The sequence below is a fragment of the Proteus penneri genome (genome assembly GCF_022369495.1).
GTDB lineage: Bacteria > Pseudomonadota > Gammaproteobacteria > Enterobacterales > Enterobacteriaceae > Proteus > Proteus penneri.
Map to the genome: position 1 here is coordinate 1,465,982 of NZ_CP059690.1, position 24,619 is coordinate 1,490,600.

Sequence of the window (24,619 nt, forward strand, 5' to 3'; positions counted from 1 at the left end):
ACCTCCTTAACTGTTTTTATATAGACTGCTGACATATTGCATCGCAAGTTCATTATTATATATTGCTGAAATCGCTATCCCACACATTTGATGGCCAGATGATTGTATATATCCTGCAACATCAGAGACCACATACATGGAGTTAATTGAAAATGGGCTGACTAAAGTGACTTCTTGTATAGGGTCATCATCAGGATGCTGACCTGCTACCATTGTATTATTAAGATTAGTGGTGAACTCAATTTGTGAAACAAAAGAGTCCGCTCTCACAGACACCTGATTAATGAACTCACCACCCTCAACATTAATACTCATAGTGTTTTGTCCAACATTGAATGAGTCATTGTTATTTGGCGTCATACCCATTTCATATTGTTCATCAGATCCACTACAGGTAAACATTAACCCAGTAGTTCGATGTGACACTGACAGGTCTGTATAAACATCGATAAAATTAATATAGCCATCTGGATAAGATGTTGGCTCCTGATATAAAGATCCCAGGATGTTTGTAGAAGGCATCATTGAGTTATCAGCTACTTCAGCAAATGCCATAGGCACTGAGAAATTTTGCCCGTCTAGGCTTATAAGCTTATAGAAAGATCCAGCTGCCATGACTGGAACGTAGTAATTTTCCAGCGGTGCAGGAGCATTATAGTCTTCATAATCCCCTGACCATAGTTCATTAAATAAAGACACGCTTGTTTCATAATATAACTTAACACTAAAGTAGGTCTGTATGTTGTTAAGATAAGTATTGCCTATTGCCGAATTTATCGGAGATAAATAACTCTTGGAGCTTTGAACATCTTTTTGAAGCAATGACTTTAATTGATTAACTTGATCTTGACTTAACCCTAAATCATTAGAGTATTTAATCCCTTCAAGATATAAGGCAATTTTTAAATTCACAGCGGCGACAAAAAGTGGAGCAAATGCATATTTGAAATTAGTCCCTTCTATTTTGAAGTTTTCTTCAATTCCAATTATATCTACAACCACTGTCATCAGTTCAGGGCCCGCAGTATCATACTGGGCATTAATTAACTGGTCATTGATAAATGATACTTTATCCTGAAGCTCGCTTACTGCAGCCACAAGGCGATTCCAGTCGTCCTCTTGAATATCTTCATTAATAAGGCTTTGCACTTCCTGTTTAATTGTACTCCATATATCTTCCTTATCTGTTGGCCATAAAAGGCCAAAAATGGTGCTTAGTACACCTCCAATCACTGGGATCTGACTGATACCATAATGTATTATCGAACCGATATCAGATAAACCATCATTAAGCTTAAGTGTAGATGACATATTTAGCCTCTTAAATTATAGCAATGATAAAAAAACAGAATGAGTGACTTAATGTGTTTTCTCTCGATTAGTTTCCGCCCTTGCCAGAAACTAATAAATCAAAAACCAATAAGAAAATCTTATCTTTTATAGTGCGGATGTATATGACTTTTCAAAGGGAAATGTAATAAATCTAACGCAAGGCAAGGTTTCGCAATTATTTCCTTATGTTTCAGTGACTTTTCCTAAAAATAGTCTATGCTTTGTTCAGGCAGTCTCTTAGCATATATATCCGACTGTATATCTATTATTTGATAAAACACCATCAGGATTAAAAATAAAATGCGATTTACTTCTACCTATTGTTAAACCAGTATTATTATCTAAAAAACGTTGATGCCCAAATAACAAATTATAATTTATCTCTAATGGGTTTCACATCCATTATATCTATGCCAATTTTTTCTTCCTTATTAAATTTCCTTTCTCTTATTACTTTTTTTAATATTTTCATTATTCTCATAAAATTAGCCTTATTAAAAATAAATTTAACTCAATCAATAAAAATATATAAACCATGTCATTCAAGTAATGGATAAAATCCTTTATTAATTAATTCTAATTAACGCCTTACCTTAAATAGATTATTTACCTTCGTGAATATTATTTATTGAAATATCATCGTTAAGTAAAAAAATACCAACCTTAGATAATTAAATTAATAAAAAACCTATTCCCTTCTCTATTTAATAATAGAAGAAAATAGGTTAATTTATCGATTAATATTTAAATTTATTAGGCCATAGCCGAAATGGTTTTTCTAAAACGTAATAAAGCTAATAAAAAAAACACCGAGCCAATAACAATTAAGATAATGAATTGAGGCCACACAATTGAGAAGTCAGCACCACGATATAAAATAGCCTGAGCTAAGCTAACAAAGTGTGTAGTTGGCATTGTTTGCATAACATCCTGAACAAACTGAGGCATACTTTCCCGCGATGTCATCCCTCCTGATAACATATTTAATGGCAATAATACCATAATCATCAATAATCCAAATTGAGGCATTGATCGAGCCATTGTTCCTAAAAAAATACCTATCGAGGTTGTTGCAAATAAGCTTAAAGCAACACCACACATAAACAGTAGAACAGAGCCTTCAATAGGAACATGAAGTAAAGATTTCACGACTAATACCAGTGACATAGCTGATGCCAATAATACAACCAATCCCATTGACCATATCTTAGAGAGCATTATTTCAAAGGGAGTAACTGGCATAACCAGTAAGTGCTCAATAGTGCCATGCTCTCGTTCTCTTATTAATGCAGCTCCTGTTAATACTATCGATAACATGGTGATATTATTGATAATTGCCATAACAGAACCAAACCAAGATTGTGTCAGATTCGGGTTAAAACTCATCCTAACTTCCAAATCAACTGGCAGTGGATCATTGGTTCTATTTTTCGCTAAAAAGGTTTTTGCTTCCCCCATTACAATGTTTTGAATATAGCTATTACCTAAGAAAGCTTGGCTCATTCTCGTTGCATCAATATTAACTTGTATTTCCGGTTTTCGACCCGCTAAAAGATCACGCTGAAAATTAGGCGGGATATCAAGAGCAAAGGTATAAGTACCTCTATCTAACAAACCATCAATTTGCTCAGGCGTAATATCGGCTGGAGGTAAGAAATAAGGCATATAAAAACTATTTACAATACGTGCGGATAGCTGAGATTTGTCCTGATCAGCAACGGCAATCGGCGCATGATGTAACGAACCGGGTGTAACAGTCGCAGATGAGTAAATTGACACAGTAAAAGCAAATACAATTAATGCCAGCATCGCTTTATCACGAGAGAGACTGCGCAGTTCTTTTACACCTAAATTAAACACATTTTGAATTGTGCGCCACATTTAAGCCTCCTGCTTTTTCAAGAAAAAGATACTCAACCCAATAACAATTGGAATAGTGATAAGCATAGGAATAAAAGACCAAGGTAAATCAAAAAGGTTTAATCCCTTAGAGAATGTCCCTCTTGTGATAGTTAAAAAGTGAGATGTAGGATAAATATGCCCTATCCATTTACCTATACCTTCCAATGATGAAACAGGGTCAATCATTCCTGAAAATTGTGTTGCTGGAATTAAGGTAATAATTGAAGTACCAAAAATAGCGGCAATCTGACTTTTCATAAAGCAAGAAATAAGTAATCCCATTCCTGTAGCAATAGTGATATAGAGTAATGCACCTAAAGAAAGCGTTAACATACTTCCTTTAAAACTCACCCCAAACACAAAGACAGAAAGCGCGCAGAGCATAAAGAAGTTAAACATACCCAATAAGATATAAGGAAATTGCTTGCCTAACAAAAACTCTGCTTTAGTGACAGGTGTAACATAAAGATTGATAATAGAACCAAGCTCTTTTTCACGAACCACGCTCAACGCACTTAACATTGCGGGGATCATCATTAATAAAAGAGGAATAACAGCAGGTACAATTGCAGGTAAACTTTTTACATCAGGATTATAGCGATAGCGGGTTTCTATATTAATGGGTGATAATTTATCAACCACATTAGTTGGTTGGCGCATAGCCATATCAAGCATCCATGTTAAATGCATTGCCTGAATATAACCGCGAACTGTTTCAGCCCGATTAGGCATTGCGCCATCAATCCAAACACCTATTTTTACAGTATGACCTTTGGCAATATCCCGAGCAAAGTTAGGCGGAATTTCAATCGCAACCGTAATATCTCCACTACGGAGTCTCCGTTCAAGTTGGTCATAATCTGTAATTGGTGCTTTTTCAATAAAGTAACGAGAGCCAGAAAGGTTTTGGCTATATGCCTGACTTAACCCTGTTTGATCTCGATCCATAATACCAAAGCGTAAATTTTCAACATCCAAACTAATACCGTAACCCATAATAAACATCAGGATCACCGTACCTAATAGTGCTAAAGTAAGACGCACAGGATCTCGGCGTAACTCCATACCTTCACGAATACTATAACTAAATAGACGTCGTAGGCTAAAGCGCTGTTTTAACGCTTTTTCTGCACTTTCATCACTAGATGCAGGAAGTTGTAGGCTTTTTTCATTAAGTTCAGAAGCTTCTTGTTCACCCGATGCCTTTTTAAGGTAATCAATAAAGACTTCTTCAAGTGTATCAAATTGGCTATTTTTAACTAAATTTGCCGGTGTATCTGTGACTAATACTTTACCAGCATGCATTAGTGACATTCTGTCACAACGTGCCGCTTCATTCATAAAGTGAGTTGAGATAAAAATAGTGACACCGTCACGTCTAGATAGGTCAACCATCAAGTTCCAAAACATATCTCGCGCAATGGGGTCAACCCCTGAAGTCGGTTCATCCAATATCAGCATTTCAGGTTTATGGATAACAGCAACTGCGAGTGACAAACGCTGACGAATACCTAATGGCAACCCATCGGGCATCATTTCTTCAACATCAGTTAAATTAAAACGCTCACTCATTTCCTTAACACGTTGAGGAATTTCTTCTTCTGGAATATGAAAAAGCTTGGCGTGTAATTCAAGATTCTGTCGTACAGTCAATTCACTATAAAGTGAAAATGCTTGAGACATATAGCCAACACGGCGACGAGTTTCAATATCTTTAGGATCAACTTCTTGACCAAATAACCAAGCTCGCCCTTCGCTCGCTTCAAGTAAACCTGTCAGCATTTTCATTGTGGTTGATTTACCACAACCATTCGATCCTAAAAACCCAAAAATTTCTCCTTTAGGGATACGGAAGCTTACGTGGTCTACTGCAACAAATTGCCCAAAACGCATAGTTAAATCTTGCGCTTCAATAGCGATGGTATCATCATCACTTTTATCTCTTGGTGGGATAATCACTTTTTGGTGATCTTTCTTTTTCTCTTCTGGCAATAATTCGATAAAGGCAGCTTCTAGTTCATCAGTATGTGTTTGGGCTTTTAATTCATCAGCATGGCCTGTTGCTAATATTTTTCCTGCATCCATCGCAACCAACCAGTCAAAACGCTCAGCTTCTTCCATATAAGCGGTCGCAACTAACACGCTCATATTTTTTTGACGCTTACGTATACGGTTAATTAATTCCCAAAATTGTGCTCGCGATAATGGGTCAACGCCAGTAGTCGGTTCATCAAGAATAAGTAATTCTGGATCATGAATAAGTGCACAACATAAACCCAATTTTTGTTTCATTCCCCCAGAAAGTTTACCCGCCGGTCTATCACGGAATGGGGCTAAGCCAGTACTTTCAAGTAAATCATTTATGCGTTCTGCCCGCTCTTGTTTTGATTGACCAAATAAACGGCCAAAAAAATCAACATTTTCAAAAACAGAAAGCGTGTGATAAAGGTTTTTACCTAACCCTTGAGGCATATAGGCAATACGAGGACAGACAGCTCTTCGGTGTTCAACATTATTCATATCACCGTTTAACACAATTACTTGCCCAGTTTGGATTTCTCTCGCACCAGAAATAAGCGAGATCAAGCTCGATTTCCCTACGCCATCTGGGCCAATTAACCCAACCATTTTCCCAGCAGGAATAGCCAATGTCACATCATCAAGCGCTTTGGTATCGCCATAATGTTGGGATACATGAGTCAATTCAATGATATGAGAATGACTTTTCGTTCTCATTGTTTGACTCATTGTGGTAATTTCACCTCTAAATCAGTTGGCCAAGATTGGTTGTTATCTAAGCGAATATAAGCACGACCGGGTAAACCTGTTTTTACATATTCAAGGTGTTTTTCAAGTAATTCAGGTGAAATACGCGCTCTTACACGGAACATAAGTTTTAATCGTTCATTATCAGTTTCAACGGTTTTCGGTGTAAATTGAGCGACACTAGCAACGTAGGTTGTTTTTGCAGGAATAACAATATGAGGGGCTGCATCTAAAATAATGTGAACGTCACTTCCTAATGCCGCTTTACCGGCAGCTTCTGTTGGTAAAAAGAAAGTCATATAAACATCACTTAAATCAACCATATTTAATACACGGCCGCCAGCACCTAAAACTTCACCAGGCTCTGCGACACGGTATTGAACTCGACCATTACGCGGTGCTTTTAAAATACTGTCATCCAACTCTGCCAAAATGCGTCTTTCGGTTGCCGTTGCTGCATCTACTTTTGTGTTAGCTTGAATGATCCCCGCTTTAGCCGATTCTATTGCTGCAATAGTGGCGGTTTCTTGAGCTTTAGCTGCTTCAACGGCAGCCCTTGCTCCTTCTGTTCTTGCTATATCATCATCTAATTGTTGAATAGAAATAGCATTAGTTTTTACTAATGCACGAGAACGATTAAGTCTTTTTTGTGCAGCATCAAGCTCAGCAATACGTTGACGAACAACGGCTTGGGCTGCAAGTTGTTCACTTTTACGCTGTGATAATGCAGATTGTGCAGTGACCACACTACTTTTCGCTTGGTTTAATTGGGCTTGAACTTCATGAAGTTGTTCTTTTAGTGTTCGAGTATCCATGTTTGCCAACACGTCCCCCGCTTTAACAAAATCTCCTTCTTGAACTAAAATAGAGTCTATTCTTCCTGGACTTTTCGTTGAAATATCAATTTCTGTTGCTTCTATTCTCCCATTACTTTGAGCAAATCCTGAAGGGAGTGTTGGTGTTTGAGATTTCCACCAAAAAATTCCCGCGGCAACAACCACGACAATAATAATGCTATAAACAAAAAAACGACTCTTGTTTTGATTTTTCATATAAATTATTTAACCTTCCTTTAGTCATAAAAGAACACCAAAAATATGTTTATCCACTGTATGTAAGAAAATAGTTAAATAATGAGACGTATTAATTTTTATTTTATATCTATTTAAAAATAGTTCATTTGTGTTGATAAAGCTAACGAACTCACTATAAAAAAATAAAATATTAAATGCTAACCTTATGAATTATAAATGTTATGTTATTATAATAGAGCTTTAACTCAAATTAATGTAGTACTTTTATCACAGAATCCATTATCCCTTTTTGATTATTCGAGGAAACACACAAATTGTATATAGAAAACCAAATTTAGTTACATTAAAATACAGATGAAACAATAACAAAACGTTATCAAAGATAAATCAATATTAAAGATTACTTAGCTTTTTGATAAACATTTCAATACAAAATAGATTTATTTCCCTATTTAACATTATTAAAAATTTATTTATTGTACAATTGAGTAAATTTTATTTTTTTAAATTTAATCATATAAAATAAAAACAAAAAATAAAAACAACAATATTATTTTGTTTTTTAAAAAAATATTATTAACTACATTTTATATTTATTCCCTTCATTAAACCAAGAAACACAAAAAGAACACAACGTATTGATTATCATTTTAAAATGATAAAAAAGCAGGCTATAACACACGATAAATTAAAAAGAAAATTAAGTGTTCAGACCACTTATGTCTTAAACTTTTTATATAGTGATTATTGCAGTTAGTTATCAAAGTACATAGATGTAATTAATTAGAGTTTAAGATCAAGATCGTAAAATCCATATGATAATACCGCGTTAATTTTAATTAAAAAAGAAGGGTTATATATGAATAATATTAAATATAAACTCGCCACAATGACACTTTGCACCCTATTTACTACCTCTGTTTTTTCAAATAACGCTCCTCCTATTCGCCTTGTCATTCATGGTGGTGCTGGGACAATCACTAAAGACACCATCACGCCAGAACAAGAAAAAGAATATAAAGAAAAACTAACTGAAGCACTAAATGCTGGATATGCTGTTCTAAATAGTGGAGGAACCAGTATAGAAGCGGTTCAAAAATCGATTAATATCATGGAAGATTCACCATTATTTAATGCGGGGAAAGGCGCCGTTTTTACCCATGATGGTCGTAATGAACTTGATGCTTCTATTATGGATGGTAAAACCCGTAAAGCTGGCGCTGTTGCAGGTGTAACTACGGTTAAAAATCCAATTAATGCCGCCATAGCTGTGATGGAAAAAAGCCCACATGTTATGATGGTTTCTACTGGTGCTGATCTTTTTGCTAAAGAACAAGGGCTTACTATTGTTGATCCGTCCTATTTTAGAACTGAACATCGTTGGCTACAGCTTCAAAAAGCAATAGAAAAAGAACAAGTCGTTTTAGACCATGATGGTAAAACGGCTGCTCTTTTTGTTGATCCTATGATGTACGATTATAAATATGGCACCGTTGGTGCAGTTGCTCTTGACCAACATGGCAACTTAGCTGCGGGAACTTCTACGGGAGGAATGACAAACAAGCGTTATGGCCGAGTTGGTGATTCCCCAATTATTGGGGCAGGTAATTATGCTGATAATGAAACTGTTGCTGTATCTGCAACAGGATCTGGTGAAATGTTTATCAGAACATTAACTGCCTTCAATATCGCAGCCCAAGTTAAATATAAAAATTTACCTTTAGAAGAAGCTGCTCAAAATGCACTTGATGAAGTTAAAGCGATCAATGGTAGCGGTGGTGTTATCGTATTAGATAAAACAGGTAACTACACAATGAGTTTTAATTCTGAAGGTATGTATCGTGGCACAATTGGTAATGATGGAAAACCTGTTGTCGCAATTTATAAAGATTAATTTAACTAACCATTGATTATTTCGCACCCATTTTTACTGTTATCTTCATTATTTTTAAGTTGATAAAAGGTGAAAATCTTGGGTGCGAAAACGATCTAAACGCCTTTTATCCCTTCTTATTCCCTATTCTTTTTCTTAACACTATTTACCCTATTTTTTCATTAATCTAATTTGACTGTTATTCGCACTAAAAAAGCTCATACAACAACCTTACTGACGATAAAACAAACAAGATCGTCTCTACTTATTAAAATGATCCTTTGAAAAAGTAGCTTTTTTCTTTTTTGGATCTGTTAGAATATTCATCATGGTTATGTTGATTTTGATTTAATAAGGAAATAGCAGTGGAATTTCACCACGACGATCAGGACTTAACACCTGAAACATCGCTAGTCTTGCCTAAAAAACAAGCATTATTGGATTTGAATGCAACATTCACCTCGCCCGCTCATACTAATCCAGCAATGGCTTATTTAATGAGTTTAGGTTCAAAACGTAGTCGTCAAACAATGGGATCATTTCTCACTATTGTTGCTAAGATGATCGGTTTTTCTTCTCTTAAAAATTGCCAATGGGGAGCTCTTCGTCGCCATCATATTCAAGCTATTATTGATATGTTATCTGATGCCAATAAAGCCCCTGCCACTATCAATACTTATCTTGCAGCATTAAAAGGTGTTGCTTTAGAAGCTTGGGCAATGAAACAAATGGATACTGAAAGTTATCAGCATATCCGCCAAGTTAAATCTGTAAGAGGAAGTCGATTACCTAAAGGCCGAGCACTCACTAGCAATGAAATTCGTGCTTTATTTAGAAGTTGTGAAAAAGACAATTCATCGAAAGGCTTAAGAGATGCCGCAATATTAAGTGTGTTATTAGGTTGTGGATTACGTCGTTCAGAAATAGTGGCACTTAATTACGAGCATATTCAATTTCGCGATCAAGCTTTTCTTGTTAGAGGTAAAGGTAATAAAGAACGAATGTCTTATATGCCTGATGATACTTGGGATCGCCTTCAATTATGGATTAATGAAATAAGAGGCACGCAAGATGGCCCTCTTTTCACTCGCATACGTCGATTCGATGATGTCACTGATGAACGGATCACCGATCAGGCCATTTACTATATTTTGGAAAATCGACAACAAGAAAGTTGTATTGATAAATTTGCTCCTCATGATCTAAGAAGAACATTTGCCTCTGCAATGCTTGATAACGGTGAAGATATTGTCACAGTAAAAGATGCCATGGGACATGCTAGTATTATGACGACTCAACGTTATGATAGGCGTGGAGATGATCGTTTAAGAAAAGCGGCGAGACATTTACGTTTTTAAATTTTATTTCCAAATATCGTATTATCAAAAATAGCTATTTTGATAATACTTCTTAAGAATCCCCAATTATCGGTTTCCGTTCATAATTAGGGATTTTTATTGCTTACTCTTTATCTGAACGGTGGCTCATTAAATGTTCTTAATTTACGAGAGTGTAAATTACTCTCTTCTTGTTTAAGTAATTCAATAGCTTGAATACCAATTTGCAGGTGTTCGGATACAGCCCCTTCATAAAAATGATTAGCCTGACCTGGTAATTTTATTTCACCATGCAATGGTTTATCTGATACACACAATAAAGTGCCATAAGGAACCCGAAAACGATAACCTTGTGCAGCAATTGTGGCACTTTCCATATCAACAGCGACAGCGCGACTTAAGTTAAATCTTCTTGCTGAAACCGAAAAACGTAATTCCCAGTTGCGATCATCCGTTGTAACAACAGTTCCTGTTCTTAATCTTTGTTTTATTTCATGCCCCGGCTTACCACTGATCATTTTCGTCGCATCATAAAGTGCACGTTGTACTTCAGCAATATTAGGGATAGGAATATCAGGAGGTAAAATGTCATCTAAAATATGATCATCGCGTAAATAAGCATGAGCCAAAACATAATCACCAAGTTGTTGGCTTTCACGTAATCCACCACAATGACCAATCATTAACCAAACATGAGGACGTAAAACAGCTAGGTGATCACAAATTGTCTTAGCATTTGAAGGGCCAACACCAATATTAACTAATGTTATTCCGGGACCTTCTTTAGCTATTAAATGATAGGCTGGCATTTGATATTTCTTCCAAGTTAAATCAGATATTAACTTTTCAGGATCAACAGTTTCTGCTGTAATTCGCTGAAACCCAGCACAGGAAAGTGCACAATATGGACTATTTTCATCCGCAACTTGATCGCAAGCCCAACGAACAAATTCATCAACATAACGATTATAATTCGTATATAAAATATAGGGTTGAACGTCTTCAGGTAATGTACCTGTATAATGTTTTAAACGCGCTAATGAGAAATCAGTACGTAACGCATCAAAATGAGAAAGTGGCAACATTTCCCTATCACAAATTAAACCATCAGTAATTTCATCACCGATTTTAGATAAATCAGTTGTTGGAAAATATTTTGCTAAAGAGGCACTCATCTTTCTATCAAAACCAATACCTGTTCCATCGATCACAAAAGGATAAGGAATTTCTTGTTTTGAAGCGGTTACTTCAAAAGTAGCATGATAAGCATCAGCAATAAGTTGAAGTTGTTCTGATAAGTAATTCTCAAATAAGGCAGGATTAGTAATCGTGGTAGAATAATGACCTGATTTTGATAATCGACCATAAGCGCGTGTTTTATCTTCTATTTTAACTTCACCATACCAATGTACAGTTAATTGAGGATAAGCAAATATACCTTCAGCTCTTTGTTTTATATCTGGTAATTTTCCATCTTGGGCATAATCAATAATTGCATTGCGTAAAGCATCAACAGCATTTTGATATTGTTGTTTTAATTGATTAATAATTTTTTGAATTTCTGGATCATGAGGTTGTGACATAAAAGAGCCTCTTGCTTATTATTGGTTTATCTACATGATAGCAAGAAGCTCTGTTTAGCCCAATAGTCAATATTTCAAGATCGCATATTCATATTTGCTTTTATTATCAAGAATAAGTGTTTTATTTTCAAAATCATATTCGAAAATTAATTTTGTATGATCTTCTAACGTACTTTTATCTCCGACTGATAATAACTCTGGAAGACTATCGTCAGATTCAGTAACCTTCGAATATTTATCCAATGAAAAAGGCTTTTCTACAAGCTCCTCACTAACGAGATTGACTAAATTATAGTGTTGTTCATTAACATACGCTAACTCTGTATTTATTAAATTATTTATATTTTCTATATCATTAGTACTTTTATCCTGTAATGATTTTTTATTTTCTATTTCAATTCTTATTTTATTTTTACTATCCTCTTTGATAACATTTATTGTTGTTTTTCCTGAATAAGGAACATTAATTAATCCAGAAAATGGATCTTGCTCTATCAAAAATAATTTAAATTCAAGAAGTCCTTTTTGATATAATAAGGAATAAATTATTTCTTTATCATTCCCATCCAAATTTTTAAATTCATTTTTTAATTTCTCGAATTCTAACTCCTTGAATTTTATCTCATCTAAATCTTGTGGTTTATTTTCTAGGTCAGCAATTGGAATAGTATTAATACTCAAGTTCATCCTTGATAGATCTTTAAATAATTCAAGTTCTATTTTTTCCAACAGATTATTATGTATTGATTTGTCTATTTCTTTTTTTTCATTTTCAATCAGATTTTTTAATTTATATGGAAATAGATCACAATCAAATTTGGATTCTTTATACAATTTATTTTTTAATATATAATCTCTATTGAAATTACTCTCATCCTTGAATCTATCAATATTATCTTTTATTAATCCAATGATAATTTCTTTTTTAATTTTATCATTTTCGTTATCTTTCACATCGATTTTTAAAAATTTATTTATAGCATCAATAAGTAAATCATTAAACCCATTCTTTTTCAATGCTATGATTATGTCCGCGATTAATTTTATCCCTTGAAATCCATCCTCATTAATATTATATGAAAACTCTATTTTTTCATCATTGTGAGTTTCATTCAAAAGAATAGAAAAAGTTACCCTATCCTCTTTTTTTTCAATGAAAAATCTCTCTTTATACAAATCAGATGAAAAATTCATTAATTGACAAAATCCTTTTATTTTATCCAATGCAGTTGTTTCAAGATTAAAAAAAGTATCTTTAATTAATAAAATAACAGTCACTTCTTGTCCAATACCAAACCAGTTTTTTATTTTTTCCCATAACGTTCGTGCCATTAATGGATCATCTGCATTTTTTATCTTCTCTATTCTGCAACGGGGAATTGAGACACCATTGATTTCCATAATTTTTATACCTAAGTCTAAATTTATCAAATTTAAAATATCAAGAAATAAAATTTATGATATAAAAAAAATACCATTTGATTTTAAAAGGTACTTTTTTAATAACGAGAATTTTTCTATGGTAATAAAAAACTTAAAATAATAGGTAATGTAATCGAAGCAAATATCGTTTGAGAAGTAATGATTCCCGCCATAAGTTCAGAATCCCCGCCTAATTGTCTAGTTAGAATATAAGAAGTAGGTGCCGTTGGTATCGAAAAAAATATAACCAAAAGCATCATGACTAATGGAGATAAAGCTAAAAAATAAGCAACGCTATATGCTACTATCGGCACAATAAGCAAACGAGTAACTGTATTTACTCCAATCATTTTACTTTCAGCTTTTAGCGTCGAAAGATGTAATGCAGCACCTATACAAATAAGCCCCAAAGGTAAACTGGTTGCGGCTAATAACTTCAAAAACTGATCGCTACCAAAAGGAAGCCCAACGCCTGACAGATTTATTATGATCCCCATAATACAAGAGATGATTAAAGGGTTTTTTATGATAGGTACTATTAGTTGACGCAATGTCACATTTTGCCCTGCGGTTAAACAAAGTACTGAAGTGACATTTGATAGAGGAACCAGTGTTGCTAATATCAAGGCGGCTATTCCTAATCCTTCAACACCAAATAAATCAGCAACAATAGCTAAACCTAAATAAGTGTTAAATCGAATATTGCCTTGAACGATCGCACCAAAGCGGCCAGCAGACCAGCTTGTTATTTTTTTCAAAATAATACACAAGATAGTGACAATAATGACTACAGAAAAAATAGCCCCAGCAAGATGAGGTAATTGAGGATCAGATAAAGGTGCATTTGCTAAACTATTGATTAATAAGGCAGGAAAAAGTAAAAAATAGTTAAGCTTTTCAGCTCCTACCCAAAATGCTGGTTCAAACGTTTTATTTTTTCTTAAAATTGCACCGAGCCCAATTAACGCAAATAACGGCCATAACGTTAATAACACATTTTGCATAGTCTTTATCCTAGAGATATTGTGATAGTTTACAATATCGCAACATCATGCGGATTGCTATTTTATGTTATTAATATAAAAGCTAATTCAAAAAATGATAACAATAAATTTATATCGCATTTTAAGAATAGCTTTTTTTATTCTTAGTCTATTATAAAAATCATCCTTTTGAGATGATTAAAATAAAAACAACTACTCTAAATCAATACACATGCGGTAACAATGTAAATTTGCTTTCGCTAAATCAGAATAATAATCACGTCCTTCTAATACTTTAAAGCCTTGCTTTAAATAAAATGATACTGCATTAGGGGTTGCATCTAAAAATAACTTGGATTGCCCTCTCTTAATTGCTTCATGTTTCAATTGTTTTAAAATGAGTCCTGCAAATCCCTTTCTCATGTATTCGGGTAATGTGAAAATAGCTTCAGCAAAACCAGTTTTAACATCTAAAAAACCCGAAGCAACAGGAATATTGTATTCTTGATAATCAATCACATAAAATGGATTACCAATAATGGCCTGCCGATATCCTTCAGGCATTTCATCAGGTGTCCAAGCAGCTAAAATCTCAGATGGATAAACATTCTTACAACCAAATCGCAGTGCTTGATTGCGTAAATACCACAATCGTTTAGCTTCTTGTGGTTCAGCGAGTCTAAGTTGAATCATACTCATTTCCATCTTATTCATTCTGTTCAAGAGTCTCAAATTAGTAAATACTGTTTAACCATTTACTTCATTATTATTTTCTTTTGAGTCTTTATTGATGTCAACTTTGTAGGCTGATGGTGCAAGTAAAGCGATCAGCCCTGTTATTAATAAAATAGAAAGTAATACCATTAACATAGATGGTGCATTAAATAATAAATATGGGGTTAATAAAATAGGACTAACTGTTAAAATAAGAGAAATGATAACGGGGTAGCTTATACCTATATCTCTTATTCGTTGAGATAAAATAAGTGTAAATATGTAGACTTGTGTTATTAAAAATATTATTTCTATTAAGCCATATGGTGTAAAAGAGAATAAGTAGTAAAAATCTCTTTCAGTGATTAACTCTACTTTATCAGGATAAAGTGATATATACCATCGATATGCTAAGTTCTCTGCAATAGAAAATAAAATTGTCCACGCAATTTCCAGTCCTAAAAAAGAAAGTCTCCCACGCCTTTGTTGTTTCCATTGATAAGCAAGTTTAGCTTGCATAATAAATCCCTTCATTTTAAATAGTAATTTTATAGTTTTTATCATGATACACTTATGTCATCATCTAATGAAAGCACAAAAATACCTTCAAATTTTGATATTTAATGTGATAATCTTCTCTCAATACTTTCCTTTATTTAACTAAAATATAAAATACATAAGGAGTTACGATGCTATCTATTCAGACAACCCGTTTTGCCCTTCTTCGTTAAAAACAAATTTATTACTTAACAAGAAGGGCTTTAAATATGAATTATAAAAAAGTCGATTTAGAACAATGGAATAGAAAAGAGCATTTCTTACATTATCGACACAACGTGCAGTGTGGCTTTAGCTTAACCACCAAAATAGATATTACTGTCTTAAAAATAGTATTAGATAAAAATAATCTTAAGCTTTATCCGGTAATGATCTATTTGATTGCAAAAACAGTTAATAGCTACCCTGAGTCTAGAATGGCGATCAAGGATAATGAATTAGTTATTTGGGATTATATCAATCCGGCATACACTATTTTTCATCCTAAAACGGAGACTTTCTCTGAGTTATGGAGTGAGTACTTTGAAGATTGGCATTCTTTTTCACAAGGATATAATCAAGATTATCAAAAATATAAAGATAATCTGAGTCTATCCGCAAAAGCTAATTTTCCCGAAAATCATTTCTGCATTTCGATGATCCCATGGGTAAGCTTTGATGGATTTAATTTAAATATAGCTAATGTAAAAGATTATTTTCCTCCTATTTTCACTATGGGAAAATACACCCTTCAAAGTGGCAAGTTTTTATTACCGATATCCATTCAAGTGCACCATGCTACATGTGATGGTTTCCACATAGCTAGAATGATCAACAAACTCCAAGAGTTATGTGATAATTTTTCAGGCTGACGAAAGGAAATTTTCAATAAGTAAAAAGTGTGAATATAGAAAAAGCATCTCAATATTGAACTGCACCCCAAAAGTTGGACACCAACTTTGGGGTGTTTTTCTATGGCTAAATATTCTCTTGATTTTAAACTAAATGTGATTAATTTTTATCTCAAAGGCAATAGTCGTCTATCGACGGCTAAGCATTTTTCTATTAATGATTCTCAGGTTCGTTGCTGGTGCTCCGCTTATCAATTGCATGGTATTGAGGGAATTAAGCCTCGAAAATCCAAAGTAATCTATTCTCTTGAGCTAAAAATGCATATATTGTCTCACATGGCAAAACATTCGCTTTCTGCCAGAGAAACAGCTGCTCTTTTTAATATTCCAGCCTTTACCACTATATTGGAATGGAAAAATATTATGGATATTCATGGTATTAAAGCACTAGTCCCCAAGAAAAAAGGAAGACCTACATTGACTAAAAAGAAAAAAGAATTACCTAAGGATGACAAAGATAAATCGGTTAAAGAACTTTTAAAGGAACTTGAGTATTTGCGTGCTGAGAATGCTTGCTTAAAAAAGTTACAAGAATTGCAGGAAACAAAACGACGGTAAAACAACATGTTGCTGTCGTTAATCAATTAAAAATGATTTATCCGGTTTTGGTTTTATTACGTGCGCTTTCTTTATCAAAAAGTACGTTTTATTATCACCAAAAAAATAGTCATAATTCAAAAGACAAATTATTAAAAGATAAAATAAAGGAGATTTATCATCAACATAAAGGTCGATATGGTTATCGAAGGATCACTGCTGTACTGCGAAATGAAGTTGTTATTAACCATAAAAAAGTACAGCGGTTAATGCAGGTTCAGGGACTAAAATCTATTGTAAGACCTAAAAAATATCGCTCTTATAAAGGCCAATTAGGTCGAATTGCTGATAATCATCTCGAAAGAAATTTTAATGCCAGCAAGCCTAACGAAAAATGGGTTACTGATGTCACCGAATTTAAGGTAAAAGGTGAAAAGCTTTATCTTTCGCCTATTCTTGACTTATTTAATCAAGAAATTGTTTCCTATCAGATAGCTAGACGTCCTCATTACAACATGATTGAGCAGATGCTTACCCAAGCCTTTTCAAAATTGACTCAGAGAGGTGAGCTGATACTGCATTCAGATCAAGGATGGCAATACCAAATGAGCCATTATCAAAATAGCCTTAAGAAACAAGGAATTATTCAAAGTATGTCACGAAAAGGAAATTGTTTAGATAATGCAGTAATCGAGAATTTTTTTGGCATATTAAAAACAGAATGTTTTTATACAAAGCAATTTAGAGATTTGGATGAACTAGAAGAAGAGCTTCATGAATATATCAAGTATTACAATACTGAACGGATCAAGATAAAATTAAAAGGACTGAGCCCAGTTCAATACCGAACTCAGTCTTTACCTAACTAATTTAAACTGTCCAATAAATTGGGGTCAGTTCATATGAGATGCTTTTTACATACAATGCTAGCAATACTAATAACTAATTTTTAATTCTTTGCACTCGTGCGAATCAAGTAATCAAAGGCGCTAAGTGAGGCTTTTGCACCTTCACCTGCAGCAATGATGATTTGCTTATAAGGTACTGTTGTACAGTCACCCGCAGCAAATACACCTTTAATATTGGTTTCACCGCGAGCATCAACAATAATTTCGCCCATCTTATTACGCTCAACGGTACCTTCTAACCACTGTGTATTAGGTAATAAGCCGATTTGCACGAAAATACCGGCTAGCGCAATATCGTGCATAGAATCATTGGTGCGATCTTTATATTTGAGACCGGTTAATTTAGTACCATCGCCATACACTTCTGTAGTTTGGGCATTTAAGATAACCTCTACATTGCTTAAGCTACGCAGTTTTTTCTGTAATACCGCATCGGCTCTCATTTCTGGAGCGAATTCTAATACTGTTACGTGTTCAACCAAGCCAGCTAAGTCAATTGCCGCTTCAACACCTGAGTTACCACCACCAATAACAGCAACTCTTTTACCTTTAAATAGTGGACCATCACAGTGTGGACAATAAGTTACACCGCGAGTACGGTACTCATTTTCACCGGGAACATTCATATTTCTCCAGCGAGCACCTGTGGCAATAATTAAGCTACGGGTTTTTAAAAGCGCACCTGATGCTGTTTCAATTTGGTGTAATTCCCCTTCTGATGCGCCAGGAATTAAACGACTGACTGTTTGGCTATCAATCACATCCACTTGGTAATCATCAATATGGGCTTTTAAAGCACCTGCAAGTTTTGCACCTTCAGTTTTTGGTACTGAGATATAGTTTTCAATATCAACAGTATCAAGAACTTGACCACCAAAACGTTCACCAATAAGGCCAGTATTCAAACCTTTACGAGCTGAATAAACAGCTGCCGACGCACCCGCAGGGCCACTTCCCACAATTAATACATCAAATGCATCTTTTTGGTTTAACAATTCTGCAGTACGTTTTTCTGCATTGCTGTCTACTTTGTTAACGATTTCAGCTAAGGTCATACGACCCTGACCAAACTCGTTGCCATTTAAGAATACAGCAGGAACGCCCATGATATTACGTTCCTGAATTTCATTTTGGAACATGCCTCCGTCAATCGCTGTATGTGTGATCTTCGGATTTAAAATCGCCATTAAGTTTAATGCCTGAACAACATCTGGGCAGTTATGACAAGAGAGCGAATAATAGGTTTCGAAATGAAACTCACCGTCTAACTGACGAATTTGTTCAAGTAATTCTTGCGCTTCTTTTGATGGGTGACCGCCAGTTTGTAGTAATGCTAAAACTAATGAAGTAAATTCATGGCCTAATGGCGAACCAGCAAAGCGAACACCCGTTTCTTTTCCTGGGTTAGTAATAAGAAAAGATGGTTTACGCACATCAGCGTTATTATCTTCACGATAAGTGACTTTATCGGATAATGGTTCGATTTCTTTTAATAGCGCTTGAATATCAGCTGAATGTTTACTGTCGTCTAATGTTGCTACTAACTCAACTGGCTGAGTTAATCGTTCTAAATAAGCTTTCAATTGAGCTTTTAAATTATTATCTAACATTTTTGCACCCTCAATAAAATCGGGTGCCGAAACACCCGATAAATAACTTTTTTAGTGGCTTAATTCTTATTTAGATTTTGCCAACTAAATCCAGTGATGGAGCTAAAGTTGCATCACCTTCTTTCCATTTTGCTGGGCAAACTTCGCCTGGGTGGCTAGCTACATACTGAGCCGCTTTAACTTTACGCAGCAGGTCTGATGCATCACGGCCAATACCTTCAGCAGTAATTTCAATTGCTTGGATAATACCTTGTGGGTCAACAACGAAAGTACCGCGGTCTGCAAGACCTTCGTTCTCACGCATATTTTCAAAGTTACGAGTTAATGCACCAGTTGGATCGCCAATCATGCCATATTTGATTTTACCGATAGTTTCTGAACTGCTGTGCCATGCTTTATGGGTAAAATGTGTATCGGTAGAAACTGAATAAATTTCTACGCCCATTTTTTGGAACTCAGCATAATGATCAGCTAAGTCACCTAATTCGGTTGGGCACACAAAAGTGAAGTCTGCAGGGTAAAAGAAGAAAACGCTCCATTTTCCTTCGACGTCCTTTTCAGTCACTTCTACGAATTGACCGTCTTTAAATGCCATGTTTTTGAATGGTTTGATTGGGGTATTAATTAAAGACATTGTATTTCCTCCTGTTTGGTATGGGAACTAATGTACCTATTCCACTTGAGAATAGCTAATACATTCCTACTATCAGTTCAATAGGTTTTACCTAATGAGTTGAAGAAATTGATAGAGATAGGTTAACTAAATGTAGCTATTAATGCAATTAAACAACCATGCAATATGCCTTACTTACTATCAACTACTCTCTCTATTTAACATCTTTGCCTTAAATGGCGATATGATTATAACATTATGAATTATAAAAATAATAATTCAATCTACCACAGATTAGTTTAATATTATTGTGCTAATTTAGCAGGTTTAAGGATAGTATAAGTACACTCAAATGCTGCCTTTTGAATACGGTAAATATCTTGACTATCTATTGTGGATTGCACAACAGCATCGCCCGATTGAAAACGTTGCAATTCTCCCCAAGGAGCCTTCATTGCAAATGGAGGTGTAGAATCCGGTATAATAAAGTAATTCATTTCGATCCCCTTTGGAGTAAAAGGCCGATAATTACTAGGATAAGACGCTAAATTAATTTCACTTTTCTCTGCGATATTATAACGTTGAGCGAACTTGGTTTTTCTTACCAAGATCTCCTCATTACCTGTTTCTGGACAAATATTTTGTACTACCCAATCTCCTACTTTTGCGGGTTCTGAAATTGTTTCAATCCCTTCACCTTTAATTATAGTTATGATGATCTCACCTTCTTTCGCGGGTCTTGCTAGAACAGGTTTGGTTTAAATTGCCACACCGGTGATCCCTGCTTGCTGAGCTTGCGTAAAGTAAGCTACGCGTTCCTTTTGTGGTAATTGAGAAAGATCATGAGCAAACCCAAATGAAGGAATTAAGGATAAGCCTATTAATAGTGTTTTTATTCTATTTTTCTTATAGGTCTTGTCGATATTTAAATTACTGCTTTGTATATAGAAAGGCATTGAATTGTTTCCTGATAAATATCACCCATAATACGCTAGTTAAACGTCTATAAACGTTAAACTGATTACCGCAGGAAATAAAACAATAGCACGAGAAAAATCAGCTATCTAGCTCCAACAACGATGCAAACTATATAAAAATATAAAGACTTCAATTAACCAACAATACTCAGTATCTTGAAGTCTTTATATAAATCAATCTCTAACTATAAGTATTAAAAATAGAGTTAAAATAGATACTTAAAGCGGACACGAGCCCCATAACGATCTTTATCACTACTATGTACATTAATATCATCTTTGCCATCTATATGTGAATAATAAGCACCTAAATAAGTCTTGAAATTATCCATATCTAAAATATTAGGTAATTCATAAGAAGCAAATACTGTGTTGATATTGTACTTTCCAGGATTAAGTGTTAAATAGGTGTCATTTTGACCACTGCCGTTTCCACTTTTTTGATAGTAAGCTTTAATATCATTATGAGCATAAATATAACCAAGTTGAAATTTGCGCCACAACACATTACTACCAATAGAAAAATCATTTTCATCTTTAGCGTTGAGATAAGCAGCACTTAAATTTGCAACAATACCGTTAATAGGATCATCAGCTAAAGTGTCCCATTTTACAGTTAAGCCATAACCTGTACGTCGTGACTGATCTTGGAATTTTCCATTTTCATCATCATAGCCATAAGCTTTGCTTATCACATTCGCATCTATTGCTCCCGCAATCGTGAAGTTATCTTTTTGCCATGCAACAACAGGCCGCATATAAATAACATTTTTACGATTATCAAGTTTACGCCCATGATACTCACCATCTTTAAAAACAGAAGTTCCATCTTCAACTAAAGCATTTAGCTCAAAATACCAGTCGTTATAGTATGTATTAACCATCATACTACCACCATCACTACTACGACCGCGTCCTTCTTTCATCATATAGATATAGCCAAAGCCATCACCATATAAATCATTTGCTGTATTACCTGAATACTCAACAAATGTATCTTGGTTTAGAGGGAACATGTCATAAGCTTCATAGCGACCAATTTTATATTGCCATTTATCACGTTGCCCAAAGTAGAAAACAGCATCATCGAGATTCATTTTACCTGTCATGTCAGCCATAGGCTGAACCCGGAAACCAGCATAATTACCGTTTTTTAATTCTCGTTCACCATCCACACCAATTAAAATACGCCCATTAAGTGACCATTTTTCATTATCATCAAAATCTTTTTGATTACCGGGCATCATTCTCATCGATGTTAGTTGCCCTTTCTTACTAGCTGCATCAATATTATATTCAACGTCACCATATAATTTGAGATCACCCCAATTTGTATTGGTAGAGAAAAAACCTGTGCCGTCTTTACTTTTCGTACTAGCAAGCTGAGCTGATTGTTTTTGCTGGATTTCATTAAGTTGAGTTTGTGTTATATCTACTTTGGCTTGAGCCTCATCAGATTGCTTTTCTAATAGAGCAACGCGTTGCTCCATGTTGACGTTTGTAACATTATTTGATGCTTTCTTTTCTTGAGATAAGCTGTTGGAATTAATTAATTGCTCAAGGCGAGCCGCTTTTTGTTCTGCTGCTGCGGCTCTAGCTTCAGCGGCGGTTGCTCGTTGTTCAAGTACATTTAACCTTGCTTCAATTGCACTTATATCGGTTTGTGCGTTTGCACATAATGGCGCGGTAAGGATTAAACTTATCACAGCAGATAATGCTTTAACTTTCATTCGAATATTCCTAAGTTAGCAAATGTTGGCTTAACAGGTACGGCAAATGCATAGCAATCAATTTAGTTGTTCGATTGCTCTATCTGATGAGCGTATTGTTATAGTGATTAGATAATATTTTTATAAATATCAATCAGTTATTCGCATCATTATTTATATTCTTAATAATAAATAAACCGATATGTTGATTATCTTCCAACATCATAAGTAAGGCTACGTTTGAGCAAAGGTACTTATTCTCGTTTAAGTACTTACAAACGTTTATTATTTTTATTCGGTATTTAATTTATTATTTCAAACATATCTCTGGTTTTCGTTTTCAAATTTTATAATGGGTTCACTAATCTAAATAAAATAATCGCTAATGTGGAACATTTCCACAATCATTTGTGATTTTTTTGAGGTCAGTACAATAACCAGAGAAAATCAATGTAACCACCCATCAAAAAATGATGTATTACAGGTAAATAGAGATAAGAAATGTTTTATCAGGAATGAGACGTTTTGATATTTAGAATATATTTTATAAGGTGATAAATGGAGAGAAATTGCATAATAGAGGGGAAAGTGACAGAGATTATATCATTGTAACCTCTGTCCATTATTATTATATTCTGCCTGGTTTACGTAATGCTCTACGAAAGTAAGAAACTGGCATTTTCGGGCAAATTTGTTCTTTTACTGCTGGGTTGTTTTCCAAATCTTCTTTATCTATTTCATTATTTCTTCTTGAATTTTGTAACCGAGTATCTGCTTTATTCATCTTCCCTTTCCTCTGAGATCAATGCCTCATTGATAGCTTCAATTTTCTCAACTGCTTCATTAAGAATAGAAGCAATACGTCCAGCTCTTTCCACAGAGAGCTCTTTTAACACTAATTTATGGCGTAAAACTGCTTTTAATTTACCAACAGCAGATTCAATTTCCTCAGAAACACCACCCGCGTTTTGAGACAAATCTCTCGCATAAGCCAGTTTTCTTTGGATATTGGCATCTATATCTTGATGTTCTGCTAAAAATGCAGCACCTTCAGATGTAATGCTGTAGTTTTTACGACCTTTTTCAGCAATCGTAGCAACTAATAAATCTTGCTCTTCAAGTAGTGTTAACGTTGGATAAATCACACCAGGGCTAGGTACATATAATCCTGAAGAAGCCTCATCTATTTCTCTAATAATTTCATAACCATGACTTGGCTTTTTCGAGATCATACTAAGTAGCAGAACGCGTAAATCACCATGATCAAACATACGTTTTAACTGGCGACCTTGCCCTTTCCCCCTACCAGCGCATCCACGGCCACGTTGCTTTCCATGTCCATCAGAACGATGTTCACCATGACAACATTCACCACGACCTTCGTGTCCATGATCATGTCCACCATGACAACACTCACTGCGACCTTCGTGTGCATGACTATACTCACCATGACAACAATGCTCACCATGATTTTCTTGGTGTCGGTTATGTTTACCTTTACCACCGCAACGCCCTTTTCCGTGACCATGACCATATTCACCATTTTCAGCACGTTGTTGATATAGTGAGTTTAATGCTCGAATCATCATAAATATTCCCTCATTGTTTTAGATATATCGAATTTATACCGTGCAATATAATCCGATATATCTAAATGATCAAGTTTTAGATATATCTAAATACGCATTTAAATCGATTATCTTATTAACAATATGATTTATCTATGATTATATTATTCAGGCACGAGCTTAATTATGAATGATTATCATTCTCTAATTTGCTCTTATGTGCTATCGATGAAAATAAAAGAAGATTATTAATAAAGAGGAATAAAAAATAGGCACTTTTAGCTTAAAATCCAAACAGAATAA

The 24,619-nt window shown here is 34.6% G+C and carries 20 protein-coding genes; 4 read left to right on the plus strand and 16 right to left on the minus strand.

What is annotated here, in order from left to right; all coding sequences use genetic code 11:
- Window positions 1–6: 6 nt before the first annotated feature.
- From H1225_RS06695 to H1225_RS06710, 4 genes are all read right to left on the minus strand, one after another.
- A complete protein-coding gene (locus H1225_RS06695; protein WP_006536751.1) occupies window positions 7–1,311 on the minus strand; it encodes an insecticidal delta-endotoxin Cry8Ea1 family protein in 1,305 nt (434 codons plus the stop codon).
- Window positions 1,312–2,085: 774 nt separating this feature from the next.
- A complete protein-coding gene (locus H1225_RS06700; RefSeq protein ID WP_072063967.1) occupies window positions 2,086–3,213 on the minus strand; it encodes an ABC transporter permease in 1,128 nt (375 codons plus the stop codon).
- Window positions 3,214–5,970 carry a ribosome-associated ATPase/putative transporter RbbA gene (gene rbbA / locus H1225_RS06705; protein WP_202611966.1) on the minus strand — a complete coding sequence of 919 codons (2,757 nt, stop codon included), beginning with the start codon at window positions 5,968–5,970 and terminating at the stop codon, window positions 3,214–3,216. It lies immediately after the preceding gene.
- Between the two features lie 8 nt (window positions 5,971–5,978).
- Window positions 5,979–7,052: an HlyD family secretion protein gene (locus tag H1225_RS06710; protein ID WP_072063968.1), complete on the minus strand. Its 1,074-nt coding sequence runs from the start codon at window positions 7,050–7,052 to the stop codon at window positions 5,979–5,981.
- Window positions 7,053–7,893: 841 nt separating this feature from the next.
- Here H1225_RS06710 and H1225_RS06715 point away from each other — a divergent pair.
- Both H1225_RS06715 and H1225_RS06720 read left to right on the plus strand, forming a co-directional pair.
- The gene (locus tag H1225_RS06715; RefSeq protein ID WP_115065363.1) at window positions 7,894–8,928 is read left to right on the plus strand and encodes an isoaspartyl peptidase/L-asparaginase family protein; all 1,035 of its coding nucleotides are present in this window, start codon (window positions 7,894–7,896) and stop codon (window positions 8,926–8,928) included.
- Window positions 8,929–9,272: 344 nt separating this feature from the next.
- Window positions 9,273–10,265, plus strand: coding sequence for a tyrosine-type recombinase/integrase (locus H1225_RS06720; protein WP_239739585.1), 993 nt, complete (start codon window positions 9,273–9,275; stop codon window positions 10,263–10,265).
- 110 nt (window positions 10,266–10,375) lie between these two features.
- Here the strand turns inward: H1225_RS06720 and H1225_RS06725 are convergent, their stop codons facing one another.
- The 5 genes from H1225_RS06725 to H1225_RS06745 form a co-directional block, all read right to left on the minus strand.
- Window positions 10,376–11,827: an AMP nucleosidase gene (locus tag H1225_RS06725; protein ID WP_006536740.1), complete on the minus strand. Its 1,452-nt coding sequence runs from the start codon at window positions 11,825–11,827 to the stop codon at window positions 10,376–10,378.
- A 66-nt stretch (window positions 11,828–11,893) separates the two neighbouring features.
- Window positions 11,894–13,228 carry a hypothetical protein gene (locus H1225_RS06730; RefSeq protein WP_161748257.1) on the minus strand — a complete coding sequence of 445 codons (1,335 nt, stop codon included), beginning with the start codon at window positions 13,226–13,228 and terminating at the stop codon, window positions 11,894–11,896.
- A gap of 116 nt (window positions 13,229–13,344) precedes the next feature.
- A complete protein-coding gene (locus tag H1225_RS06735) occupies window positions 13,345–14,253 on the minus strand; it encodes an AEC family transporter (protein WP_161669306.1) in 909 nt (302 codons plus the stop codon).
- A gap of 192 nt (window positions 14,254–14,445) precedes the next feature.
- Window positions 14,446–14,931 (minus strand): GNAT family N-acetyltransferase, encoded by a 486-nt coding sequence (locus H1225_RS06740; RefSeq protein ID WP_109400627.1) that lies wholly within the window; start codon window positions 14,929–14,931, stop codon window positions 14,446–14,448.
- 48 nt (window positions 14,932–14,979) lie between these two features.
- Entirely contained in the window at window positions 14,980–15,465 is a 486-nt protein-coding gene (locus H1225_RS06745; RefSeq protein ID WP_072063973.1) for a hypothetical protein, read from the minus strand.
- A gap of 248 nt (window positions 15,466–15,713) precedes the next feature.
- Between H1225_RS06745 and catA the strand changes: the two genes are divergently transcribed.
- Both catA and H1225_RS06755 read left to right on the plus strand, forming a co-directional pair.
- Window positions 15,714–16,355, plus strand: coding sequence for a type A chloramphenicol O-acetyltransferase (gene catA, locus H1225_RS06750; RefSeq protein WP_006536734.1), 642 nt, complete (start codon window positions 15,714–15,716; stop codon window positions 16,353–16,355).
- Between the two features lie 102 nt (window positions 16,356–16,457).
- A protein-coding gene (locus H1225_RS06755; RefSeq protein ID WP_239739586.1) for an IS3 family transposase occupies window positions 16,458–17,800 on the plus strand; the annotation gives its coding sequence in 2 pieces (ribosomal slippage) (window positions 16,458–16,931 and window positions 16,934–17,800; 1,341 coding nt in all).
- Window positions 17,801–17,880: 80 nt separating this feature from the next.
- Here H1225_RS06755 and ahpF read toward each other — a convergent pair.
- From ahpF to H1225_RS06790, 7 genes are all read right to left on the minus strand, one after another.
- Window positions 17,881–19,449 (minus strand): alkyl hydroperoxide reductase subunit F, encoded by a 1,569-nt coding sequence (gene ahpF, locus H1225_RS06760; RefSeq protein WP_109847417.1) that lies wholly within the window; start codon window positions 19,447–19,449, stop codon window positions 17,881–17,883.
- 70 nt (window positions 19,450–19,519) lie between these two features.
- Entirely contained in the window at window positions 19,520–20,083 is a 564-nt protein-coding gene (gene ahpC, locus H1225_RS06765) for an alkyl hydroperoxide reductase subunit C (protein WP_006536680.1), read from the minus strand.
- A 284-nt stretch (window positions 20,084–20,367) separates the two neighbouring features.
- Window positions 20,368–20,670, minus strand: a complete 303-nt coding sequence (locus H1225_RS06770) for a hypothetical protein (RefSeq protein ID WP_239739587.1) — start codon at window positions 20,668–20,670, stop codon at window positions 20,368–20,370.
- Between the two features lie 150 nt (window positions 20,671–20,820).
- A complete protein-coding gene (locus H1225_RS06775) occupies window positions 20,821–21,018 on the minus strand; it encodes a hypothetical protein (protein ID WP_239739588.1) in 198 nt (65 codons plus the stop codon).
- 227 nt (window positions 21,019–21,245) lie between these two features.
- On the minus strand, window positions 21,246–22,769 hold the full coding sequence (locus H1225_RS06780; RefSeq protein ID WP_161727452.1) for a carbohydrate porin: 1,524 nt from the start codon (window positions 22,767–22,769) through the stop codon (window positions 21,246–21,248).
- Window positions 22,770–23,376: 607 nt separating this feature from the next.
- On the minus strand, window positions 23,377–23,532 hold the full coding sequence (locus H1225_RS06785; protein ID WP_006536676.1) for a hypothetical protein: 156 nt from the start codon (window positions 23,530–23,532) through the stop codon (window positions 23,377–23,379).
- A complete protein-coding gene (locus H1225_RS06790; RefSeq protein ID WP_161730107.1) occupies window positions 23,525–24,337 on the minus strand; it encodes a PadR family transcriptional regulator in 813 nt (270 codons plus the stop codon). Before H1225_RS06790 ends, H1225_RS06785 begins: the two co-directional genes overlap by 8 nt.
- Window positions 24,338–24,619 lie beyond the last annotated feature (282 nt).